This window comes from Marinospirillum alkaliphilum DSM 21637 (genome assembly GCF_900119735.1).
Taxonomy (GTDB): domain Bacteria; phylum Pseudomonadota; class Gammaproteobacteria; order Pseudomonadales; family Halomonadaceae; genus Marinospirillum; species Marinospirillum alkaliphilum.
The window spans coordinates 515,219-532,647 of the sequence record NZ_FPJW01000001.1 but is presented as its reverse complement, the minus strand read 5'-3'; the positions used below and the strand labels follow the sequence as shown (position 1 = coordinate 532,647).

General features: G+C 51.8%; 18 protein-coding genes. 7 read left to right on the top strand and 11 right to left on the bottom strand.

Features of this window, described 5'->3' with window-relative positions:
• The first annotated feature begins 136 nt into the window (after nt 1-136).
• Together BT114_RS02560 and BT114_RS02555 are read left to right on the top strand one after the other, a co-directional pair.
• Complete coding sequence (locus tag BT114_RS02560; RefSeq protein WP_072324722.1) at nt 137-973, top strand: substrate-binding domain-containing protein; 837 nt, start codon at nt 137-139, stop codon at nt 971-973.
• A gap of 101 nt (nt 974-1,074) precedes the next feature.
• Nucleotides 1,075-2,076 carry a GGDEF domain-containing protein gene (locus BT114_RS02555; protein WP_072324721.1) on the top strand — a complete coding sequence of 334 codons (1,002 nt, stop codon included), beginning with the start codon at nt 1,075-1,077 and terminating at the stop codon, nt 2,074-2,076.
• 8 nt (nt 2,077-2,084) lie between these two features.
• Here BT114_RS02555 and vapC read toward each other — a convergent pair whose 3' ends face one another.
• Both vapC and vapB read right to left on the bottom strand, forming a co-directional pair.
• Complete coding sequence (gene vapC / locus BT114_RS02550; protein WP_072324720.1) at nt 2,085-2,492, bottom strand: type II toxin-antitoxin system tRNA(fMet)-specific endonuclease VapC; 408 nt, start codon at nt 2,490-2,492, stop codon at nt 2,085-2,087.
• Nucleotides 2,485-2,727: a type II toxin-antitoxin system VapB family antitoxin gene (vapB, locus tag BT114_RS02545; protein ID WP_072324719.1), complete on the bottom strand. Its 243-nt coding sequence runs from the start codon at nt 2,725-2,727 to the stop codon at nt 2,485-2,487. Before vapB ends, vapC begins: the two co-directional genes overlap by 8 nt.
• 386 nt (nt 2,728-3,113) lie before the next feature.
• On the opposite strand from vapB, the gene BT114_RS02540 reads away from it, so the two are divergent.
• From BT114_RS02540 to BT114_RS02530, 3 genes are all read left to right on the top strand, one after another.
• Nucleotides 3,114-4,313 (top strand): RNA-guided endonuclease InsQ/TnpB family protein, encoded by a 1,200-nt coding sequence (locus BT114_RS02540; protein ID WP_245770374.1) that lies wholly within the window; start codon nt 3,114-3,116, stop codon nt 4,311-4,313.
• Between the two features lie 151 nt (nt 4,314-4,464).
• Complete coding sequence (locus tag BT114_RS02535; protein WP_072324718.1) at nt 4,465-4,989, top strand: DUF234 domain-containing protein; 525 nt, start codon at nt 4,465-4,467, stop codon at nt 4,987-4,989.
• A gap of 218 nt (nt 4,990-5,207) precedes the next feature.
• Entirely contained in the window at nt 5,208-6,557 is a 1,350-nt protein-coding gene (locus BT114_RS02530) for a serine hydrolase domain-containing protein (protein ID WP_072324717.1), read from the top strand.
• A 49-nt stretch (nt 6,558-6,606) separates the two neighbouring features.
• Here BT114_RS02530 and hepT read toward each other — a convergent pair whose 3' ends face one another.
• Genes hepT through BT114_RS02515 form a run of 3 tightly spaced genes read right to left on the bottom strand, consistent with a single transcriptional unit; the run spans nt 6,607 to nt 10,373 of the window.
• The gene (gene hepT, locus BT114_RS02525) at nt 6,607-7,014 is read right to left on the bottom strand and encodes a type VII toxin-antitoxin system HepT family RNase toxin (protein WP_084661793.1); all 408 of its coding nucleotides are present in this window, start codon (nt 7,012-7,014) and stop codon (nt 6,607-6,609) included.
• On the bottom strand, nt 7,007-7,429 hold the full coding sequence (mntA, locus tag BT114_RS02520) for a type VII toxin-antitoxin system MntA family adenylyltransferase antitoxin (protein WP_245770373.1): 423 nt from the start codon (nt 7,427-7,429) through the stop codon (nt 7,007-7,009). The genes hepT and mntA overlap by 8 nt, the downstream gene beginning before the upstream one ends.
• 22 nt (nt 7,430-7,451) lie before the next feature.
• The gene (locus BT114_RS02515; RefSeq protein WP_072324716.1) at nt 7,452-10,373 is read right to left on the bottom strand and encodes an insulinase family protein; all 2,922 of its coding nucleotides are present in this window, start codon (nt 10,371-10,373) and stop codon (nt 7,452-7,454) included.
• A 209-nt stretch (nt 10,374-10,582) separates the two neighbouring features.
• Between BT114_RS02515 and BT114_RS02510 the strand changes: the two genes are divergently transcribed.
• Nucleotides 10,583-11,290 (top strand): YrbL family protein, encoded by a 708-nt coding sequence (locus BT114_RS02510; RefSeq protein ID WP_072324715.1) that lies wholly within the window; start codon nt 10,583-10,585, stop codon nt 11,288-11,290.
• A 16-nt stretch (nt 11,291-11,306) separates the two neighbouring features.
• On the opposite strand, the gene BT114_RS02505 is transcribed toward BT114_RS02510, so the two are convergent.
• Together BT114_RS02505 and BT114_RS02500 are read right to left on the bottom strand one after the other, a co-directional pair.
• Nucleotides 11,307-12,008 carry a hypothetical protein gene (locus tag BT114_RS02505; protein ID WP_072324714.1) on the bottom strand — a complete coding sequence of 234 codons (702 nt, stop codon included), beginning with the start codon at nt 12,006-12,008 and terminating at the stop codon, nt 11,307-11,309.
• A gap of 210 nt (nt 12,009-12,218) precedes the next feature.
• Nucleotides 12,219-13,034: a glycosyltransferase family 2 protein gene (locus BT114_RS02500; RefSeq protein ID WP_072324713.1), complete on the bottom strand. Its 816-nt coding sequence runs from the start codon at nt 13,032-13,034 to the stop codon at nt 12,219-12,221.
• Between the two features lie 286 nt (nt 13,035-13,320).
• Between BT114_RS02500 and BT114_RS02495 the strand changes: the two genes are divergently transcribed.
• Nucleotides 13,321-14,205: a CDP-glycerol glycerophosphotransferase family protein gene (locus BT114_RS02495; RefSeq protein WP_177247024.1), complete on the top strand. Its 885-nt coding sequence runs from the start codon at nt 13,321-13,323 to the stop codon at nt 14,203-14,205.
• Here the strand turns inward: BT114_RS02495 and BT114_RS02490 are convergent.
• The 4 genes from BT114_RS02490 to BT114_RS02475 all read right to left on the bottom strand — a co-directional run bounded on the left by BT114_RS02490 (nt 14,187) and on the right by BT114_RS02475 (nt 17,122).
• A complete protein-coding gene (locus BT114_RS02490; protein WP_072324711.1) occupies nt 14,187-15,143 on the bottom strand; it encodes a glycosyl transferase family 90 in 957 nt (318 codons plus the stop codon). The genes BT114_RS02495 and BT114_RS02490 overlap by 19 nt on opposite strands.
• Nucleotides 15,144-15,151: 8 nt before the next feature.
• Entirely contained in the window at nt 15,152-15,613 is a 462-nt protein-coding gene (locus BT114_RS02485) for an adenylyltransferase/cytidyltransferase family protein (RefSeq protein ID WP_072324710.1), read from the bottom strand.
• Between the two features lie 20 nt (nt 15,614-15,633).
• Nucleotides 15,634-16,176: a LicD family protein gene (locus BT114_RS02480; RefSeq protein WP_177247023.1), complete on the bottom strand. Its 543-nt coding sequence runs from the start codon at nt 16,174-16,176 to the stop codon at nt 15,634-15,636.
• 61 nt (nt 16,177-16,237) lie between these two features.
• Nucleotides 16,238-17,122: a hypothetical protein gene (locus BT114_RS02475; RefSeq protein ID WP_218163437.1), complete on the bottom strand. Its 885-nt coding sequence runs from the start codon at nt 17,120-17,122 to the stop codon at nt 16,238-16,240.
• Nucleotides 17,123-17,429: the final 307 nt, after the last annotated feature.

The following is a 17,429-nucleotide window of genomic DNA, read 5'->3' as shown; positions in this document are numbered from 1 at the left end:
TGGCAATCCGTGAAATGATGCAAAAGAAAAGGCCAGAAGGTTAACAGTACCGAAGCAAAAGAGCGATAGGCAAACGCCACTTCAGCCGCTAAGATGATAGTCCAAATTTGTGCTACCCAGTCTGATCAGGATGATGATGAAGCTGACCACCCTTCTGAAGCAGTGTTTTACCTTGCTGGTCCTTGGTATCAGTTGGCCGCTATTTGCCAGTTCCATGACCCAGTCACAACTGCCCATGAGCCAGTTCAACTTTCAGGGCTTTGTACCAGACAGCAGGGAAGCCCGCAGACAGGCAGAAGAAGATCCCAACCTCATTCGCCTGCTGGTTGACCCCAGCTTTTACTGGGTCATCAACCGCATCATCGACCGCTATCAGGAAACCAGACCCAGCCCTTTCCGCATTCACCAGGGCACTCACCTGGACCTGGAAAGACTACTGGATGAAGGCCTGCAGTTCGACATTCTGATTTTTACCGAAATGGCCCGCGCGCATGAGCAGGTGACACGCAATCGCGCCACCGAAGCCCGCGTGCTGGCGATTGGTCGCATGGGCTTATGGGCACCACTGGAAAGCGCCCGCAGCCTGAACGTACTGCGCCTGCAAAACGAAGCCATTGGCCTGGCTGCTGAAAACTCCGTGCACTACCGCGCTGCCCGCGAAGTGCTTGAGCGCCAGGAAATGCTGCGGGAAGTGGAAAACCGCCTGAAAGCCACCGGAGAATTTGAAGACCTGTTCGAACGCGTGAAAACCCGTGAAATACCCATAGCCTTCCTACCCTGGCAGCGCCTGGTTGAAGGTGGCATTGATCGCCAGCGCGATGTTTTAAAACTTCCTGCTGATCATCACTCGCGCATTGTTTATGCCGCTGCCCTCACCAACGCCGGTAATCAACGCGCCAATGCCCGCAGTTTCTGGGACTTTCTGTTTAACGACCGAAGCGCAACCGAATTGCGTCGTGCCGGTTTTGACTGAAAAAACTTCTACTTAACAAAAAGCTTCAAAGCAAACACTTGTTTAATTCGTCACTCTTGCCCAGAATGTAAAACACCTGTTTTATACAAGGGTTTATAGTGATGGAACTCCAACAACAAACCATCAATCCCCGCACCACCCTGTTCAGCTTTCGTAACCGGGTCACGTTTAACGTCCAGCTCTGGACTTTACTGGCCCTGCTGCCAATGATTGCTGTGCAGTTTTATCAGCAGCATCATGGCCTGGCATTGATGATGCTAGCCTTTGCGATATTCCTTGCCTACAACCTGCGGGTTGGCCGCCAACAAGCCTTGCAACACTGGCAGGCGAAAGGTTTTGTGCTGTTTGCCAGTGTCTGCGTGATCTACTCCACCTGGCTGAATGGGCATCAGGGCATCTACTGGGCCTTTCCGGTGATGGCCAGTTACTTTTTCATGCTGCACTCCACTCAGGCCGGCAAAGCGGCACTGGCCTTCATGGCCTGTCTGACCCCGGTGATCCTGCACAGCTTTCCCTGGCAAGAAGCCATTCGGGTATTGCTCGCACTGGGGTTGACCACCCTGTTTATCAACTTCTTTGCCGATATAGTGGTGCGCCTGCACCGGGATCTGGTCAAGCTGGGAACCTGTGACCCACTCACCGGCTGCCTGAACCGCAGCCAACTGCAAGACAGCCTCGCCGCCGCCCTGCAACAACATAAACAACAGCAAACACCTTACAGCCTTTTGCTGCTGGATCTGGATCATTTCAAGGAGGTGAATGACCGTTATGGCCATCACCAGGGGGATGTGTTGCTGGTGGAGTTTGCCGAGCTGATTCGCCAGCACATCACCAAATCAGACCGATTATTCCGCTTAGGCGGTGAAGAGTTCTTAGTGCTGCTGGACCAACAGGATCAACGAGCAGCCATGCAAACCGCAGAAGGCTTGCTGCAGACCATCCGCACCCACACCTTCAGCAACGGCCTGAAAATCACCACCAGCGCAGGCCTGGCCCAGGCTCACAGCGAATACCAGGACTGGTCCCTGTGGCTGCACCAGGCGGATGAAGTGCTCTACCAGGCCAAACATGCCGGGCGTGACAGCTACCGGGTGGCGGATTGAGGTAAAACTTAAGAACCAGCCACCCAGTTCTGTAGCCGGAGTCCATCAACGCGCTCAAATTCTTTCATATTATTGGTGACCAGAGTGGCACCGATGCTTCTGGCATGAGCAGCAATATGCAGGTCATTCACCCCGATAGGCCGCCCCTGTTTCTCCAGTTGAGCACGGATATCGCCATAATGAAAAGCGGCCTGTTCACCGTACTCCAGAACATCCAACCGACTGTAGAAATCCTCAACTGCCAGCAAGTTTTTGGCGACCTGCTGGCTTTTTTCCACGCCATGCAGCAGTTCTGCCAGCGTGACTGATGAGATGGCCAGATGCCCAGCGGCCTCATTAAAACGCGCTAAAGCCTCAATGGGGCGGCGCTTGATCACATAGATACAGATATTGGTATCCAACAGATATTTAATCATCAAAGCCTTCCCGTGGCGTTTCTATCTGCTCGGCCCGCTCGGCCATAAAGTCAGGACTTACAGTGGCTTGCGGGTTGTGAAAAAAGCTCTCCCAACTGTGTTCCACCGGCGAAATAATACGATCCTGCCCGACGCTGCGGATCATGACTTTTTTTACTGTTGAGGGAAAGCGCACTGATACGGGTAAACGCACTGCCTGAGTTTTGTTGTTTTCAAAAACACTTCCAGTCACCATATCGATACTCCTCTACCTTTCACTACCAACCATATACCCGAAGTATATAATAGCAGTTTTCAAGTATCCAACAAACAGGCTTTATGCCAAGCCAGGCGAATTTTTGACCTCTGGCACCCCAATACCTGCAACAAGTATTAAAGGACAATCAGCTTTTTACACCTGAGCGTTTACTGCAATGGTGGTGCTTATCCGGTGGCATTCCCAAGTACCTGGAGTGGCTGCTGAATGCGGGTGAAGCACCCTTTGAAAAACTCATTTCTGCCTCTTCCCCCCTGATCGAAGAGGGCTTGCATCGTTTAGCAAACCCCGCGTAAACCCTCGCCCAATCGGGCGGGGATATAAGCGGATGACTGCGTAGCAGTCATGGGTTGCTGGTCGCAGCGATGACTGTCATCATATACAGTATGATTAAAGCCACCAAAGTACGCATCTATCCCACACCTGAGCAGGCGGAATTTTTAAACCGCCAGTTCGGTGCTGTGCGCTTTGCGTACAACAAGGCGCTGCATATCATCAGCTCACAGTACAAGCGTCATGGAACCAAACTGAATGCCAAGCGGGATATGAAACCGTTGTTGGTCGTGGCGAAGAAATCTCGCAAGTATCACTGGCTCAAAGATTTTGATTCGATTGCATTGCAGCAGGCCTGCATCAATCTGGATAAAGCCTTCCAAAGCTTCTTTGATCCGAAGCTTGCCTCCCGTTACCCCAGGTTCAAGCGTAAACACGGCAGGCAATCCAGCTATCATTGCATGAGCGTTGATTGTGGTGATGACTGGATCAAAGTGCCTAAGCTGAAGCAACCGATCAAAGCGCGGATGCATCGCAAGGTTGATGGCAAGCTGAAAAGTATCACCCTGTCTCGCACCGTGACCGGTGAATACTATGCCTCACTGCTGCATGACGATGGGCAAGAAGCACCAGCACCGATCCATGATCTGGATGCAAGCCTGGTGTTCGGACTGGATATGGGCTTAACGCATCTTGCCATTGATTCAAGCGGCGATAAAACACCGAATCCACGCTTTTTGAAGAAAGCCAGTGCCAATCTGCGCCGCAAGCAAAAAGCCCTATCACGCTGCAAAAAAGGCAGCAAAGGTCGTGCAAAAGCGCGACTCAAACTCGCCAAGGCGCATCAACGCCTGGCAAATGCCCGTGCTGATTTTCAGCACAAACTGTCTCGCATGATTATTGACGAAAACCAAGCGGTGATTGTCGAGACACTAAAAGTCAAAAACTTGCTGAAAAACAAAAAGCTGTCCAGGCACATTGCTGATGCCAGTTGGTCAGGCTTGATTCAAAAGCTGGAGTACAAAGCCAAAGAGCAAGGCAAACACCTGATCAAAATTGATCAATGGTTTGCCAGCTCCAAGACATGCTCTTGCTGCGGACACAAGCTGGAAGAGTTATCGCTGAAAGTGCGTGACTGGCAATGTCCAGCTTGTTTGGTAGAGCATGATCGAGACATCAATGCTGCGATCAACATTCGAGCGCAGGGTATTTTGAAATTAAAGGCCGCAGGACTGTCGGTCTCTGCCAATGGAGGCAAGCGTCAATCTGGTCACGCACCAGTTGCTGCCTGAGAAGTTGGAAGCCTCGCCCGTGGCGCTTTAGCGCCAGGGCGGGGAGCAGTCACTGGAAGATTTTGGCAGTGAGCACCGTGCTTATTTCAGCATCCTGGCAGCTCTTGCCAAGGGGCATACCAGCAGAGCAAGAATAGAAAGCTATTTAGACATGGGCGTCGGCCCGGCATTGGACAAACTGGAAAACGAGTTCGACATTATTGCCAGGCAGCGCCCCATTCATGCCAAAGAAAACTCGCGCAATCTTCGCTACAGCTTGGTCGACCCTTTCCTCCTCTTCTGGTTTCATTTTATTCATGCCAACCGCAGCGCAGTGGAAATGGAAAACTTCAGCTATCTGCACCAGCTGATTGCCCGTGACTTTGATACCTTCTCAGGCAAGCAGCTGGAAGGTCTTTTTGTCGCCCAGTTGAAGCACTCAGGTCAGTTCAACCGCATTGGCAGCTACTGGGACAACAAAGGCGAACACGAAATAGACATCGTCGCCATTAACGATCTGGAAAAGCGCCTGCTGGTGGCTGAAGTCAAACGCCAGAGTAAACGCTTTAAACCGGAACAGCTGGCTGCCAAAACGGAGCAACTTCTGCAAAAGCTCAACTGCCAGGGTTACAGTCTGGAACAGCGCTGTTTTTCACTGGATAATCTGGAGCAGGTTTTTGCTGAATTCCCCAAATAATTCGCCATATATCAAACAAAGACCTAAAACAACCCATTGTTTGGTATAGGCGAACAAATGAGGGCGGCATGTCACGACAAGAATAAATAGTTTGAATAGCCACTTTGTTCAGAGATACTTGATCAAACGGACAAAAAAGGTGAAGCTGAATTCAGCAAAAGTGTCAGGCTACAAGACACAAAGAGTCTTCACCATCAAGCTGTCATCAGGGGCTGACAATGAATCTGATCAAAAAAACATCTCGCATCAAAGCAAGCCTGCTTGCAATCGCTTGCCTCAGTATCGGTGTGACATCAATAACCCCCGGTGCAGCGCAACCCTTTCCTGATGCACAAGCCAGTGACCCGAAAAAACTAGGCTGGATGCAAGGCTCACCACCACCAGCAGATAAAATCCTTCGCTTTGAGGATGGAAGCTACTTTGAGTTTCCCGCCATGCGCTGGAGTGTATCGAACTTTCGTCAACTGATGCCGACGATCAGCGTTTCACGTGGCAGCGACCCTATTCACCATTTCCCGGAGCACCCTGACGCCCGAATTGACAGCCTGACTTTCACTCCCACTGGCAGCCATCAAAAAATGCGCTGGGATGATGCCCTTCTGGAAAATTACACAGATGGAATACTTGTCCTGCACAGAGGCAAGCTGGTTTATGAGCGCTATTTTGGTGTGCTCACACGTGAAGGGCAGCACGGTGCCATGTCAGTCACGAAAACCTTCGTTGGTACACTGGCTGCCATGCTGGTTGCTGAAGGCAAACTGGATGAGGCAAAAAGTGTGGCTTTTTATGTGCCGGAACTTGCTGACTCCGCCTTTGGCACAGCCACCATCAGAGAGTTGATGGATATGACAACCGGTATCAAGTTCAGCGAAGACTATGCTGACCCCGGTGCTGAAGTCTGGGCTCATGCGGCGGCTGGCAACCCGCTTCCCAAACCGGCTGAATATACCGGTCCTCGCAGCTACCATGAGTTTCTCCAGACAGTGCAACCCCAGGGAAAGCATGGTGAAGCCTTTCATTACCGCACAGCAAACACTGATGCCCTGGGATGGGTGCTGGCCAGAGTGACCGGAAAAAATGTTGCAGAACTGCTGTCTGAGCGTATCTGGAAGAAAATTGGAGCAGAGCGGGATGCCTATATGTCGGTTGACTCCACAGGCACCCCTTTTGCCGGAGGTGGCCTGAACACCAGCCTCAGAGACCTCGCTCGCTTTGGAGAAATGATTCGTGATCATGGGCAGGTGGAAGGTAAACAGGTTATTCCCCCTGCAGCCATTCAGGATATCCGAAACGGTGGCAACAAGGCTGCATTTGCAGCTGGAGGCTACACCTCACTGCCGGGCTGGAGCTACCGAAGCATGTGGTGGATCACCCATAATGAACATGGTGCCTTCATGGCTCGCGGTGTCCACGGGCAGACCCTCTACATCGATCCCGAAGCAGAAATGGTGATCGCTCGCTTTGCCAGCCATCCTGTTGCTGCCAACGCTGCCAACGACGCAACTTCATTACCGGCATGGCATGCACTTGCCATCTACCTGAAAGGACTGAATGAAAACAGCAATTGACGCTCCCCTACCCTGAGGGCTGATACAATTGTTGCTGCAGACGTCCAAGTCAGCAAGAACGCAGGATGCCAAATGCAAAATCCAGTAAAACCTGATACTTGCGAGCCTTGATGATCTGCAGCACTACCGCTGGATCAAAGTTGAGGTAGTCGTGAACCAGCGCATTGCGTAAACCGATAATACGATTCCAGTCTGCATCTGTCGGATCCAGACCCAGCGCACGCAGCTTGATGAATGACTGGCGAGCATCACTTGGCACAGCCAGGGCTCTGGATTTCAGGGTTTGCTTGGCAATGCCAATACAAGCCTCCGTCAACAACTGCAGATTACGTTCAGCCCCCCGATAAATCAGTTGCGGCAAACGTTCGGATACTTCAAGCAAAGCACTTAACTCTTCCAGTTCCTCTGCCAGCTGAGCCAAGTGCTCTTGCATTGCTGCGATGTAGATTTCATCCATAATGAGCCCTGTGATACTGATAATCGACCTCCCACATGGAGCTGATTCGCAGTTCCTCACGAATCAGCCGCAAGGGGTTGCGCACAAACACTGCTTTTCCATCACGAATCACAGCCATTGCCAAGGGCAAAGGGGCCTGATTGATATCAACCAGAGACAACCTGTCACCATCCAGCCCCAATGCATCGCACCACTGCTGACTTAACAGCTCTGGTCGCAACCGTCGCTCCAGAGGATCGGTTTCAAAATCAGTGAAAGCAACAGCCAGATCATAATCACTGGATTCATCAGCCGTTCCTTTTGTCCTCGAGCCATATAACCAAAGCACGTCCACTGGCGCATTTTCCGCCAGATGGCGCAGAGCCGACAAGGTTTTATCCTGTTTGATCCACTGGTCTGAATCCATGTCACTCATAGCATCACCTTACAGCCAGCCGTTAAATCTCGATTCGGGTGTAACCAGCATCCAGCCCTTCGGCCATTTTGCTGCCGGTGACAATGGCGACGCTGGCCTGTGCCGGTTTCAGCCAGGTGGCTGCCACCCGCTGCAGGTCTTCACCACTGACCTGCAGGATGCGGGCACGGAAGGCACGGCGGTGTTCCGGGGTGCGACCAAACAGGCTGGAATGGAAGGTCTGACGGGCATCACCGGCCGGTGAACCGGGTTTGTCGATGGATGCCACCACGCCCAGAATCGCCTCTTCCAGCTTCACGGCATCCACCGGCTGGCTCTGCAGCCAGTCCAGTGAAGCACGGAAATCCTGCAAGGTGCCTTCAATGCGCGGATCACGGTAAGAGAAGAAACGGAACACGCCATCCCCATTGTCCTGCCCGGCACCGGCACCATAAGCACCGCCCTGCTCACGAATGGCACGGTGCAGGAAACCATTGCGCAGGTAATCACCCAGCACCGTCAGCGCGGCAGCATCAGCATGACCACCCGGCACGGTCGGGAAAGCCAGCGCACAGAAGTTCACCTGAGTGCTGGTTAGCCACAACTGCTGCACCGGTTCACGCGTAGTCGGCAGGCTGAATGCAGCCTGTTCCGGCACATGCAGCAGATCCGCCCAGTTCATTTCCAGTGCCCGCAACAAGGCCTGTTGATGATCGGCTTCAGCCACCAACAGGAACTGACGCGGTGCCTGCTTCAATTTATTGTGCAGGGCGGCCAGACGCTGCCCCAACTGCTGCAATTGAGTCTCATCAGCCAGTGCCAGATCCAGTTGCTTGCTGGCCTGAATCGCGGCCAGGCCACGCGTCAGGTGCGCAAAACGGGCTGCGGGGCTGAAACCGGCCGCCGCCGCCTGCATCGCCAGACCATGCCCGCGACCGGTGATCGACTGCAATTGACGTGAAGCCCGCTGCGCCACGATTTCACGAATGCGCGACAGTTCATCAAAACGGGCCTTTTCCAGCGTTTCCGCCATCAGTTGTTGCAGCGGCTGCTGGTTCACCGCCAGCGCCTTGCCGGACAACACCAGATAACCAGACACCTGCTGTTCATCCTCCACCGCACCACGCACCGATACCGAAGCACTCAGGCCACCGGTGATTTCACTCTGCAACGCCTGATTGGCGCGGTAATCCCGCTCACCACAACCCAGTTCGGTCAGGCAGTGGGTGTAAAGGGGCAGCAGCTGTTGTTCGTCTTCATCCAACTGCGGCAGATCCAGCACCGCCTGCACATACACCAGGCCATTGGTGCCAGCATTAAACCAGGTGGTTTTCAGCGGGCCTGCCGTCAGTTCATGCGCCTGCGGCAGATGCAGTTCCAGCGGCACATCCTGCAGCGTCACCTTCGGCAGCACGGCATCATCATCCACCTGTTGCTGACGTGCTTCCAGCGCCTTGGCACGCACCACAATGGCCTGCTTTTCAGCATCGGTCAGTTGTGCCTTGATCGCAGCCAGACGGGCCGCTTCGGCAGCATCCCGACGCTGCGCCAGCTGATTGTCGGGACGCAGGGTCACCCGCACCCGATGCGGATTATCCAGCAGCCATTCACGCACCAGCCCCGGAATGAACTGCGGGTCTTTCACCGCCTCACGCAGCTGTTCCAGCACCGGATCAATGTTCAACACCGATACCGGATCACCCCGATGCACAGCCGGAGACATGGCGGTCAGAATCAATTGCAGGCCAAAAGGCATGCCGTCACCGGAGATTTCACGCTGACTCAGCTCCAGTTGATGCAACTGGGCTTCCACCGCCCGCTGATCCACACCTTCATCGGCCACCTTTTGCAGGGTATCCAGCACCAGCTGCTCAAACGCAGCCGCCTGTTCTGGCTCACTGCCTTCCAGACCACAAACAAAACTCATCTCACGGTTGGAATCCTCCAGCCCGCACAAGGGTGACGGACCACTGCCCAGCTCACTGGATTCCAGCGCCGCCAGCAAGGGCGAACTGGAATTGTCCAGCAGCACCCGACTCAACAGATGCGCCTTCAGCAACGACTCCACATCAATGGATTTCGGCAGCAGCCAGCCCAGCACATGATGCGTCTGTTTGCTGGTATCCGGCTGCTCCAGGGCATAGGCTTCCTCCACCCGCAGCGGCGCAAAATACCGCTTCTCGTCCGGTACCGATAACTCCAGCTCACTGCGCACAAAACGGCTCAAGGCCTGGTCGTGCACCTTCTGCTGCAAGGCTGCCACATCCACATCACCAAAGGTCATGAACACCGCATTGGAGGGGTGATAATGGCTTTTGTAAAAATCCACCAACTGCTCATAACTCAGATCCGGAATCGCCGCCGGTTCACCACCGGAATTGTGGTGGTAAGTGGTTTCCGGGAAGAGGTATTTGGTCAGGGTCTGCCACAAAATCGAAGTCGGCGCGCTCATGGCACCTTTCATCTCGTTGTAAACCACCCCTTTGTAGACCAGATCCGACTCAGGATTTTCAGGCTCGGCAAACTCCACCCGATGGCCTTCCTGGGCAAAATCCAGCGGGTCCAACCGGGAAAAGAAAGCGGCATCCAGATACACATCCAGCAGGTTGTCAAAATCCTTCGGGTTCTGGCTGGCAAAGGGGTAGGCCGTCCAGTCGCTGCTGGTGAACGCATTCATGAAGGTATTCAGCGAACGGCGCGTCATCATGAAAAAGGGATCACGCACCGGATAGCGCTCACTGCCACACAGCGCGGTATGCTCCAGAATATGCGCCACCCCGGTGGAATCCTGCGGCATGGTACGAAATGCCACCAGAAACACCTTCTCGTCATTATCCGCCGCCAGGTGAAAATGTTTTGCCCCGGTCTGCAGATGCTCAAACTCCTGCACATCCAGGTTCAGAGAGGCCACAGACTGGGAACGAACAAAACGAAAAGCGGAAGCATGTGCAGGGGTAACTGCCATAAAAACCTCGGAAAACCAGATTCAAAAAACCCAATAAAAAAGGAGCAGACCGGCTGCTCCTTCAGAAAATGCCTTGCTGCAATACTAAACGAATCAAGCAAACTGAACCATAACTCCCTGCACAGCTCAAAGAAGAGTGGGTAATGTTTTACCCCGCAATGGAAATTTCATATAATTGTAGTATTTAACCATGGGCGGGATGTAAATAAATGTCTGATCATAAGCTGTTGCTGGCTGCAGAGACACCTTTACTCAAAGGTTCTGCACGACACATTTACCAGCATCCGCATGACAAAAATCTGCTCGTAAAGGTGCTCATCCACCAACCCTATGCCACAAGACCAGGCTCACTTAAAGAATGGCGCCATGAGCTGCGCTTTCGTTTCAAGCACCTTTGTGTACTGCGTGAGCTAAACGAATACGTACGCATTAAATCCATTGCCACTGAATCTTCAATCTTTCCACACCTGGCAAGCTTCAGAGGATTTGCTGATACAGACCTGGGTCCGGGCATTATTGTTGAAGCTCAAAAAGATCAGTATGGAAAGCTTGCCCCCACCTATACAGAACTTCTCAAAACGGGCCGCTTTGATGCCCAGGCCGCTGCAGATCTGGAAGCTTTTTTTCAAACCTACAAGGCCTCATCACTCGTGATGAGTGACTTGACAGGCAGAAATATTGTCTATGCATGGCAAGGTGATTGCCACCGTTTCATGATCATTGACGGTTTAGGCGACAAAACCCTGTTTCCCATTCGCTCAACCTGTGCAATCAGCAACAAGCTACTGAAAATAAAATCCATTGAGCGTCAAAGACGCCGGTACCGCAAACTGTTTAAACACTCAATCATGCTGGAAACAGTTCGCGCCATCAGCACAACGCCCCTTATAGGAAAAAACAGTAAAAAGGGGAAATAACTCCCCTTTCAAGCTATCAGGATAGCCGCCAACAGCTACTGAAATACAACCAAAGCATCAACAGTGGACCGGCCTTACGCTGAGCAGGTCGTGGTTCCAGCTCTATCCCAAAATGCTCACAAATCGCCAACCACTGCAGCCTATTGGCATCCTCATGCACATTGGTTTTCTGCAAAGACACCCACTGGGAACCAATAATTCCTACTGGCTTTGGCAAGGGATCACGCGAGCGCCTGACTCGTGTACCCTTACGAAAAGACATCGCCTTAAACCAAAGATCATCAGCCTTTGGAGCCAGGCGCATGAACAAGTCAACATCCGTGGCTTCGGGCATCAAGGCACCCGGGGGATAAAGCACCCCTCCATAACCGATTGGCAGCAAATCCATACCTGCAGCCCCCGCCTGCGTAAGGGTTCGCCATTTCCTGTAGGGCAAAGGCGCACCATCAGCACCATAAGCAATTCTGCGGCACTCATGAGCAATCACATCCCCAGGAAACTGCAAGTGATCACGATACAAGCGCTCAAGCCATGTCTCCTCATAAATCTCATCATCATCACAGGTAACCAGCACGCGATCCGGAAAAGCAGTCAGCGAATGAATCAACTTACGATGTGAGCAAGTCAAATCCACATAATGGATTTGAAATACCTCACCCTGCAGCTCAACAAGGCTTTGCGGCAGGCTGTGCTCAAGATCACGGTGAAGCCACAACACAATACGCTCAGGCTTTGTTGATTGTGCCAATAAACTGCGAATTGTTAAGTGCAAAGTCCGCAAACGAGAAGGAATCGATGTCAGTGTCACAATGACAGGCAAGGGTTTTTCGGCTGACCGCTTCAAAACAGCCGAAGAAAGTCGGCAGACACGCCAGGTCGCTCGCAAGGATGGCCAGACTTCACGTAGTTTCATTTTGTGATCATCTCACTATAAATATTGATCAATACCCAGACGCGCCTTCACTACACGATTCTTTTTGGTGTCCTGGCGGATAGCACGGCTATTGGCCAGCATCTCAGGCGTTACATAACCCCGCTTGTGATCCAGATGCACACATACCGCAGAATAACGGATGCGCTTTGCCTTCAGACCAAAGTTCACCAAACGATCACCAAACTCACAGTCCTGACCACCATACTGCATCTTCTCCTCAAAACCGTTCACCGCCAGCGCAAACTCCTTGTAACAAGAGGCATTATGGCCGTTCCAGGTCGGACGCGTCGGGCTAATGGTATTCAGAAAGTCAGCCCAGCGCCCCTGAGCGGTCAGCTTCATGAACTTATGCGTTTTTTTCATGCCCTGACTGACCAACCAGGCCGGATCAAAAGGACGTTGATGCATCACATCATCCTGAGTGATGGCTTCACTCACATGCATGGGTAACTTGAAATAACCGCCGGACAGATAAGCACGCGGCTCACGATGACGTAGATGCTGCTCAACAAAATCAGCACGCGGAATACAATCTCCGTCCGTGAAAATCAGGTAATCACCCTTTGTTGCCAGAATGGCCTTGTTCATGATGCGGCACTTCTGGAAACCATCATCCTCCTGCCACACATGCTGAATCGGCACCGGTGACTGACTGCGCATCCGCTCAATCAGCTCGCGGGTTTCGTCACGTGAGCCATCATCAGCAATAACGATCTCGAAATCCTTCACGGTCTGCTCAAAAAAACCCCACAACACCTTCTCCAGCCAGGCAGGTGAGTTGTAGGTTGTAAAAATCACACTGGTCGTCATACGCTACTCTTCAGACAAGGGTCCATTCAAACCAAGGACCAAAAACGGTAAGATACACCAACACCAAGCAACTTACAGCAGACACCTCAGCCCAATGTCCCACAATATCTGGTTTAACGTTTCGAGCCTGTACCACCTTCCGCAATTTCTTCCTGTTTATCATGAACTGGAGCTACGAGGCATTAAAAGCCAACTGCTGATTCACAACAAAAGCGATGCAAAAACACTCATACAACACTTTGCCGCAACATCCCAACTGCGATTCAGGATTATTGAAGAAGCTGCTGTGACAGCACACTACCAACAGGAAGAACCAGACTGGATCATTTTTGGCAACAACTACAGCGAACTGTCGCAACTGCCGGAAAAAACCCGAACAGCCCTGCTGTATCATGGAATAGGAACAAAAGCCTGTTACTACGCTGAAGACCTGAGTCACTTTGATGTACGTTTCACTGAAGGCCCACACCGCCAACAACAACTCCAGAACCTCTACCCGCAAGCCTGCTTCATCCAGAGTGGATTCGCCAAACTTGACCCCCTGGCCCCCATAAACCTGCCATACCCACAGGCTTTCAAACCGGAACAACACGGGCTAAGCAGCAACAAACCCACCCTGCTGTATGCACCCACCTTTTATCCCAGCTCCATTGAATGCATGCCCCGCGATTGGCCAGCGTTGCTACCTGACTGCAACATCATCATCAAACCCCACCTGAACAGCTACCTGCATCCGAACTACAAGGCACAGCGCAAATGCTTTCAGGCATGGAGCAAACACAACAACACCTATCTGGCCCCACCGGAAGAGCTCTCCCTGCTGCCCTACATGGCTACTGCCGACCTGCTCATCAGCGAAGCATCATCAGCCCTGTTTGAATTTGCAGCACTGAACAAACCAGTAGTCTGGCTGGATTTCCTCAAACTGCGCTGGAGTTATCGCGGCCCCTTACGTTTCCGATTTGAAAAGCGCATGGACCAGACCATCACGCCCTATCAAACTCTTGCTGCTCATGTAGAAAAACCATCACAACTGGTCAAAATCCTCAAGGCAGAACTATCAAACCCTGAGCGACTCAGCAGCGAAAGAAATCGCACCACAGAAGAATTGATTGGCACGCTGGATGGGAAGGTTTCAGAAAGAATTGTTAACTACTTGCTCAATAACTGACCGGAGTAACGGAAAAACTTTTCCAGCACCAAAAGCCCTACCAGCTCCTCCAGCCGGGCATCTTCAAACATCCGGCTGAACTGGCGGGCATTGGCAATAATCTGTAGCGCCTCATCCGGATGCGACTCGTACCAGGCAATCTTCTCTTCAAGATCAGCATGGTCATCACGCAGCTCCACATAATGCACACCCGCTTGCAGACGCCCCTCCATAAACCAGGTTTCAAAACGTGGGCGACGCATCATGCACAAGGAATTGGAGCGCAAAATCCACTTCAGATTGGTGGCAACATCATAACCTTCAATGCTCACCACATAACGGTAACGCAACTGCTCCCGAATCGACATAAAAGGCTTTAAAAACTCGGGCCTGCGAGCCTTTTTGCCAACACAGCCCACATCACAGAAATGGCTATTTGCATACCGCTGCAGAAACTCCTGACGCCAGGGCATATGATCCACACCACGCCATACCGCCTTACCAATCTTTCCTTCAAAAGAAAGAAGGTCCGACTCAGCATAATAGTGTCGAACCGAATTCAGTTTCAGCAACACGGAATTGCGGACATCTCCCTCAATCGGGCGGCTTTTCAGAAAGCTCGGCACATCCGGTACGTGCGTGATGTCACCAAAAAGATAGTGCATGCGGTAATCAGCAGGGAAATACCGCGCCAACCGCTTCAGATCAAGAAAATAGGCACTGCTGCCATCGCGTCGGAAATCACCGATGCGTACACCGGCATCACCCAGATCAAAAGGCGCATCCAGGCGGTTGTAATAGTTCACCCGGTCCATCACCGCCTGTTCGTCATAATCGGACAGGGCAGCCAGTCTGGATTGCAGAAATGGTCGAAACAAGGCATCCGGCAGATAAGCCGTTGTTGCACCCGAAAGATAAAAACCCGCCTTGTGCAGTGCCTTGGAAAACCTGGCAAACATTGTGTGAGTTACTCCAGATCCTGGCGCAGCATTTCCAGCACTTCAAAAGCCTTCAACAGGTCTTCATGCGGAATCGACAAAAAGCTTTTCAAGGATTTTTTCAGCTCTGTGGTGGAAATGTTCCGGGTGCGCTCCAGATAGACCACCTCGCAGTGCTCTTTCAGAAAATCAAACTTGCCTTCCCAGTCGTTGCCCATGGCAAACACATCAACACCATACTTTTTTACATCCTCAACCTTTTGATCCCATGAAACCTCGGGAATCACCAGGTCAACATGACTGATGGCCGACACAATCTCTGCCCGCTGCTCATAAGGAATCAGGGTTTTCTTGCCTTTACCGAGATTGAACTCATCCGTGGATACACCCACGATAACCCGGTCAGCCATATGACTCAGGCGCTCCAGCAAGCGCAGATGACCGATATGGAACATATCAAAAGTGCCATAGGTCAGAATGGTTTTGGACATGTCAGACAGAACTCAGAAGATTAGCGTTGTTGATCAGCAGAAACAGCAGCCAGGTCATCCTGCCTGTAGTTCCACGCTTCCACCGGCGTGCGCCAGTCACCGTAGCGACAGGTCAGATAACCATCCAGATCCGCCGGAACAGGGTAGGTTTTGCCATCAAACTCAAGGGTTGCAAGGTTATCATAAAAGTGACGCGGCACTTTCTTGTTCACCGTCTGACCTTCACCCTTGCCAACCGACCAATGGTAAAACGCCTCATCGGCATACTTGACAAAAATATCCAGCAGAATCTCGCCGCGACTGATCAACCGCTTGCGGTTCCTGAACTTCACAACACGCAGATCGCCCGGCTTTGCCGGGCCACAGACAGATTCAAAAGCCTCTGTTCTTACCCGCAGGCCACTCAACCACAGTGGCAGAATGCACTTTCTAAGCTTATCCACTTCTGAAGCAGGTACAAAAAGGTCCATGTCATCATCCCAGGGCAGCAAACGCCCTTCTCTGGCGATCCCCAACAGGGTTCCACCATCCAGACAATAGATCACACCCTTTCTGTCCAGCACATCAGTGACCTGCTTCAGATACTTTCGAGCTTTATCAGCCGTTGCACCTACCAAACGTGCACTACCACTCACAGTTGGCCTCATATTCAGTCAAGGGATACAGGGGGTGCAGACCAATAGAAATAAACTGACCTGCATTGGGATAATCCGGCCTTCTGCGTTCGATTTCATCCACCATGACTCGATAATCCTCTGGGCCAATACACAGCTTTTTCAAATGCCGTGTCACTGATTTCGGGATCCGCTGAGATGCGTTGGAATAGGTGGGGTCCGGAACTTTCCAGCCGCTGCCGTAATAACTGATCAGAAACTTTTCTGCAGATGCGGGAGTATAAACCAGCTTGCCGCGCAACTGCTGTTCTGTCACCGGCAAAAAGTCTGATTGATCCAGTGGCAGGCAAGCCTGCTTGTGCAGCCATGCCTTGCCCTTCTCAAACCAGACCGGACGTACATCCAGATGCAGTCCAGGTGTGGCCTGGTCACGAATCCGGAACAAACGGCCATTGGTATTGAAGCTGCAGGTGAATCCAGCCAGAACCAGCTCCACAACCAATTGCATGGTTTCCTGTTTCACAGACTCAGCGTTGTCGGCAAAGGAAACATAACCGGCATCAAAATCATCATCACCCTTGATAAAATCACCCTCCCGGATCAATCCCAGTAAGGTGCCATAAAGAATGAAGAGCTTTTTGTCGAGTTTTTCATCAAAGTGCTGACGCACACGTACATAAAGATCCAGAAACCGATCCTGCTGCAGCGAGACCTGCTCATTCGTCAGGGTCAGAAATCCCTTCTTGTTGATTTTTGAGCCCTGTGCAAGCCGCTCAAACAAGCTGCCATCCCCATGAGGTACCAGCAGATTAAAACAAGTCACACCACTACAGGCCAGCGGCTGACCAAGATCATCCCTGAGTGACAAGCAGGATTCAGCAGGCAAACGATCCACGACCGAACGCTTGAGATAAGTTTTGAAATGTCCTTTTCGAAGGCCACTCTTTCTGAACGAAAGACTGGTCACCGGCTGGTCATCAATGCATAAACAAACTTGCTTTCCAGTCCCTTTATAAATCCCCGTGATGAAGTATCCAGAGTGCAAAGTCCGAATGGAAAAGCTACCGGTAACAGATTGCGGTATAACGGAGGGAACTGCCTGTTTAAAGTCCACATCAAAAAAAGGGTCTGCAAAAGGCGATTCACCCAACCGATAAAGTGAACGGTAATACTCAAACTCCCACTGGCGCTTTACATTATAA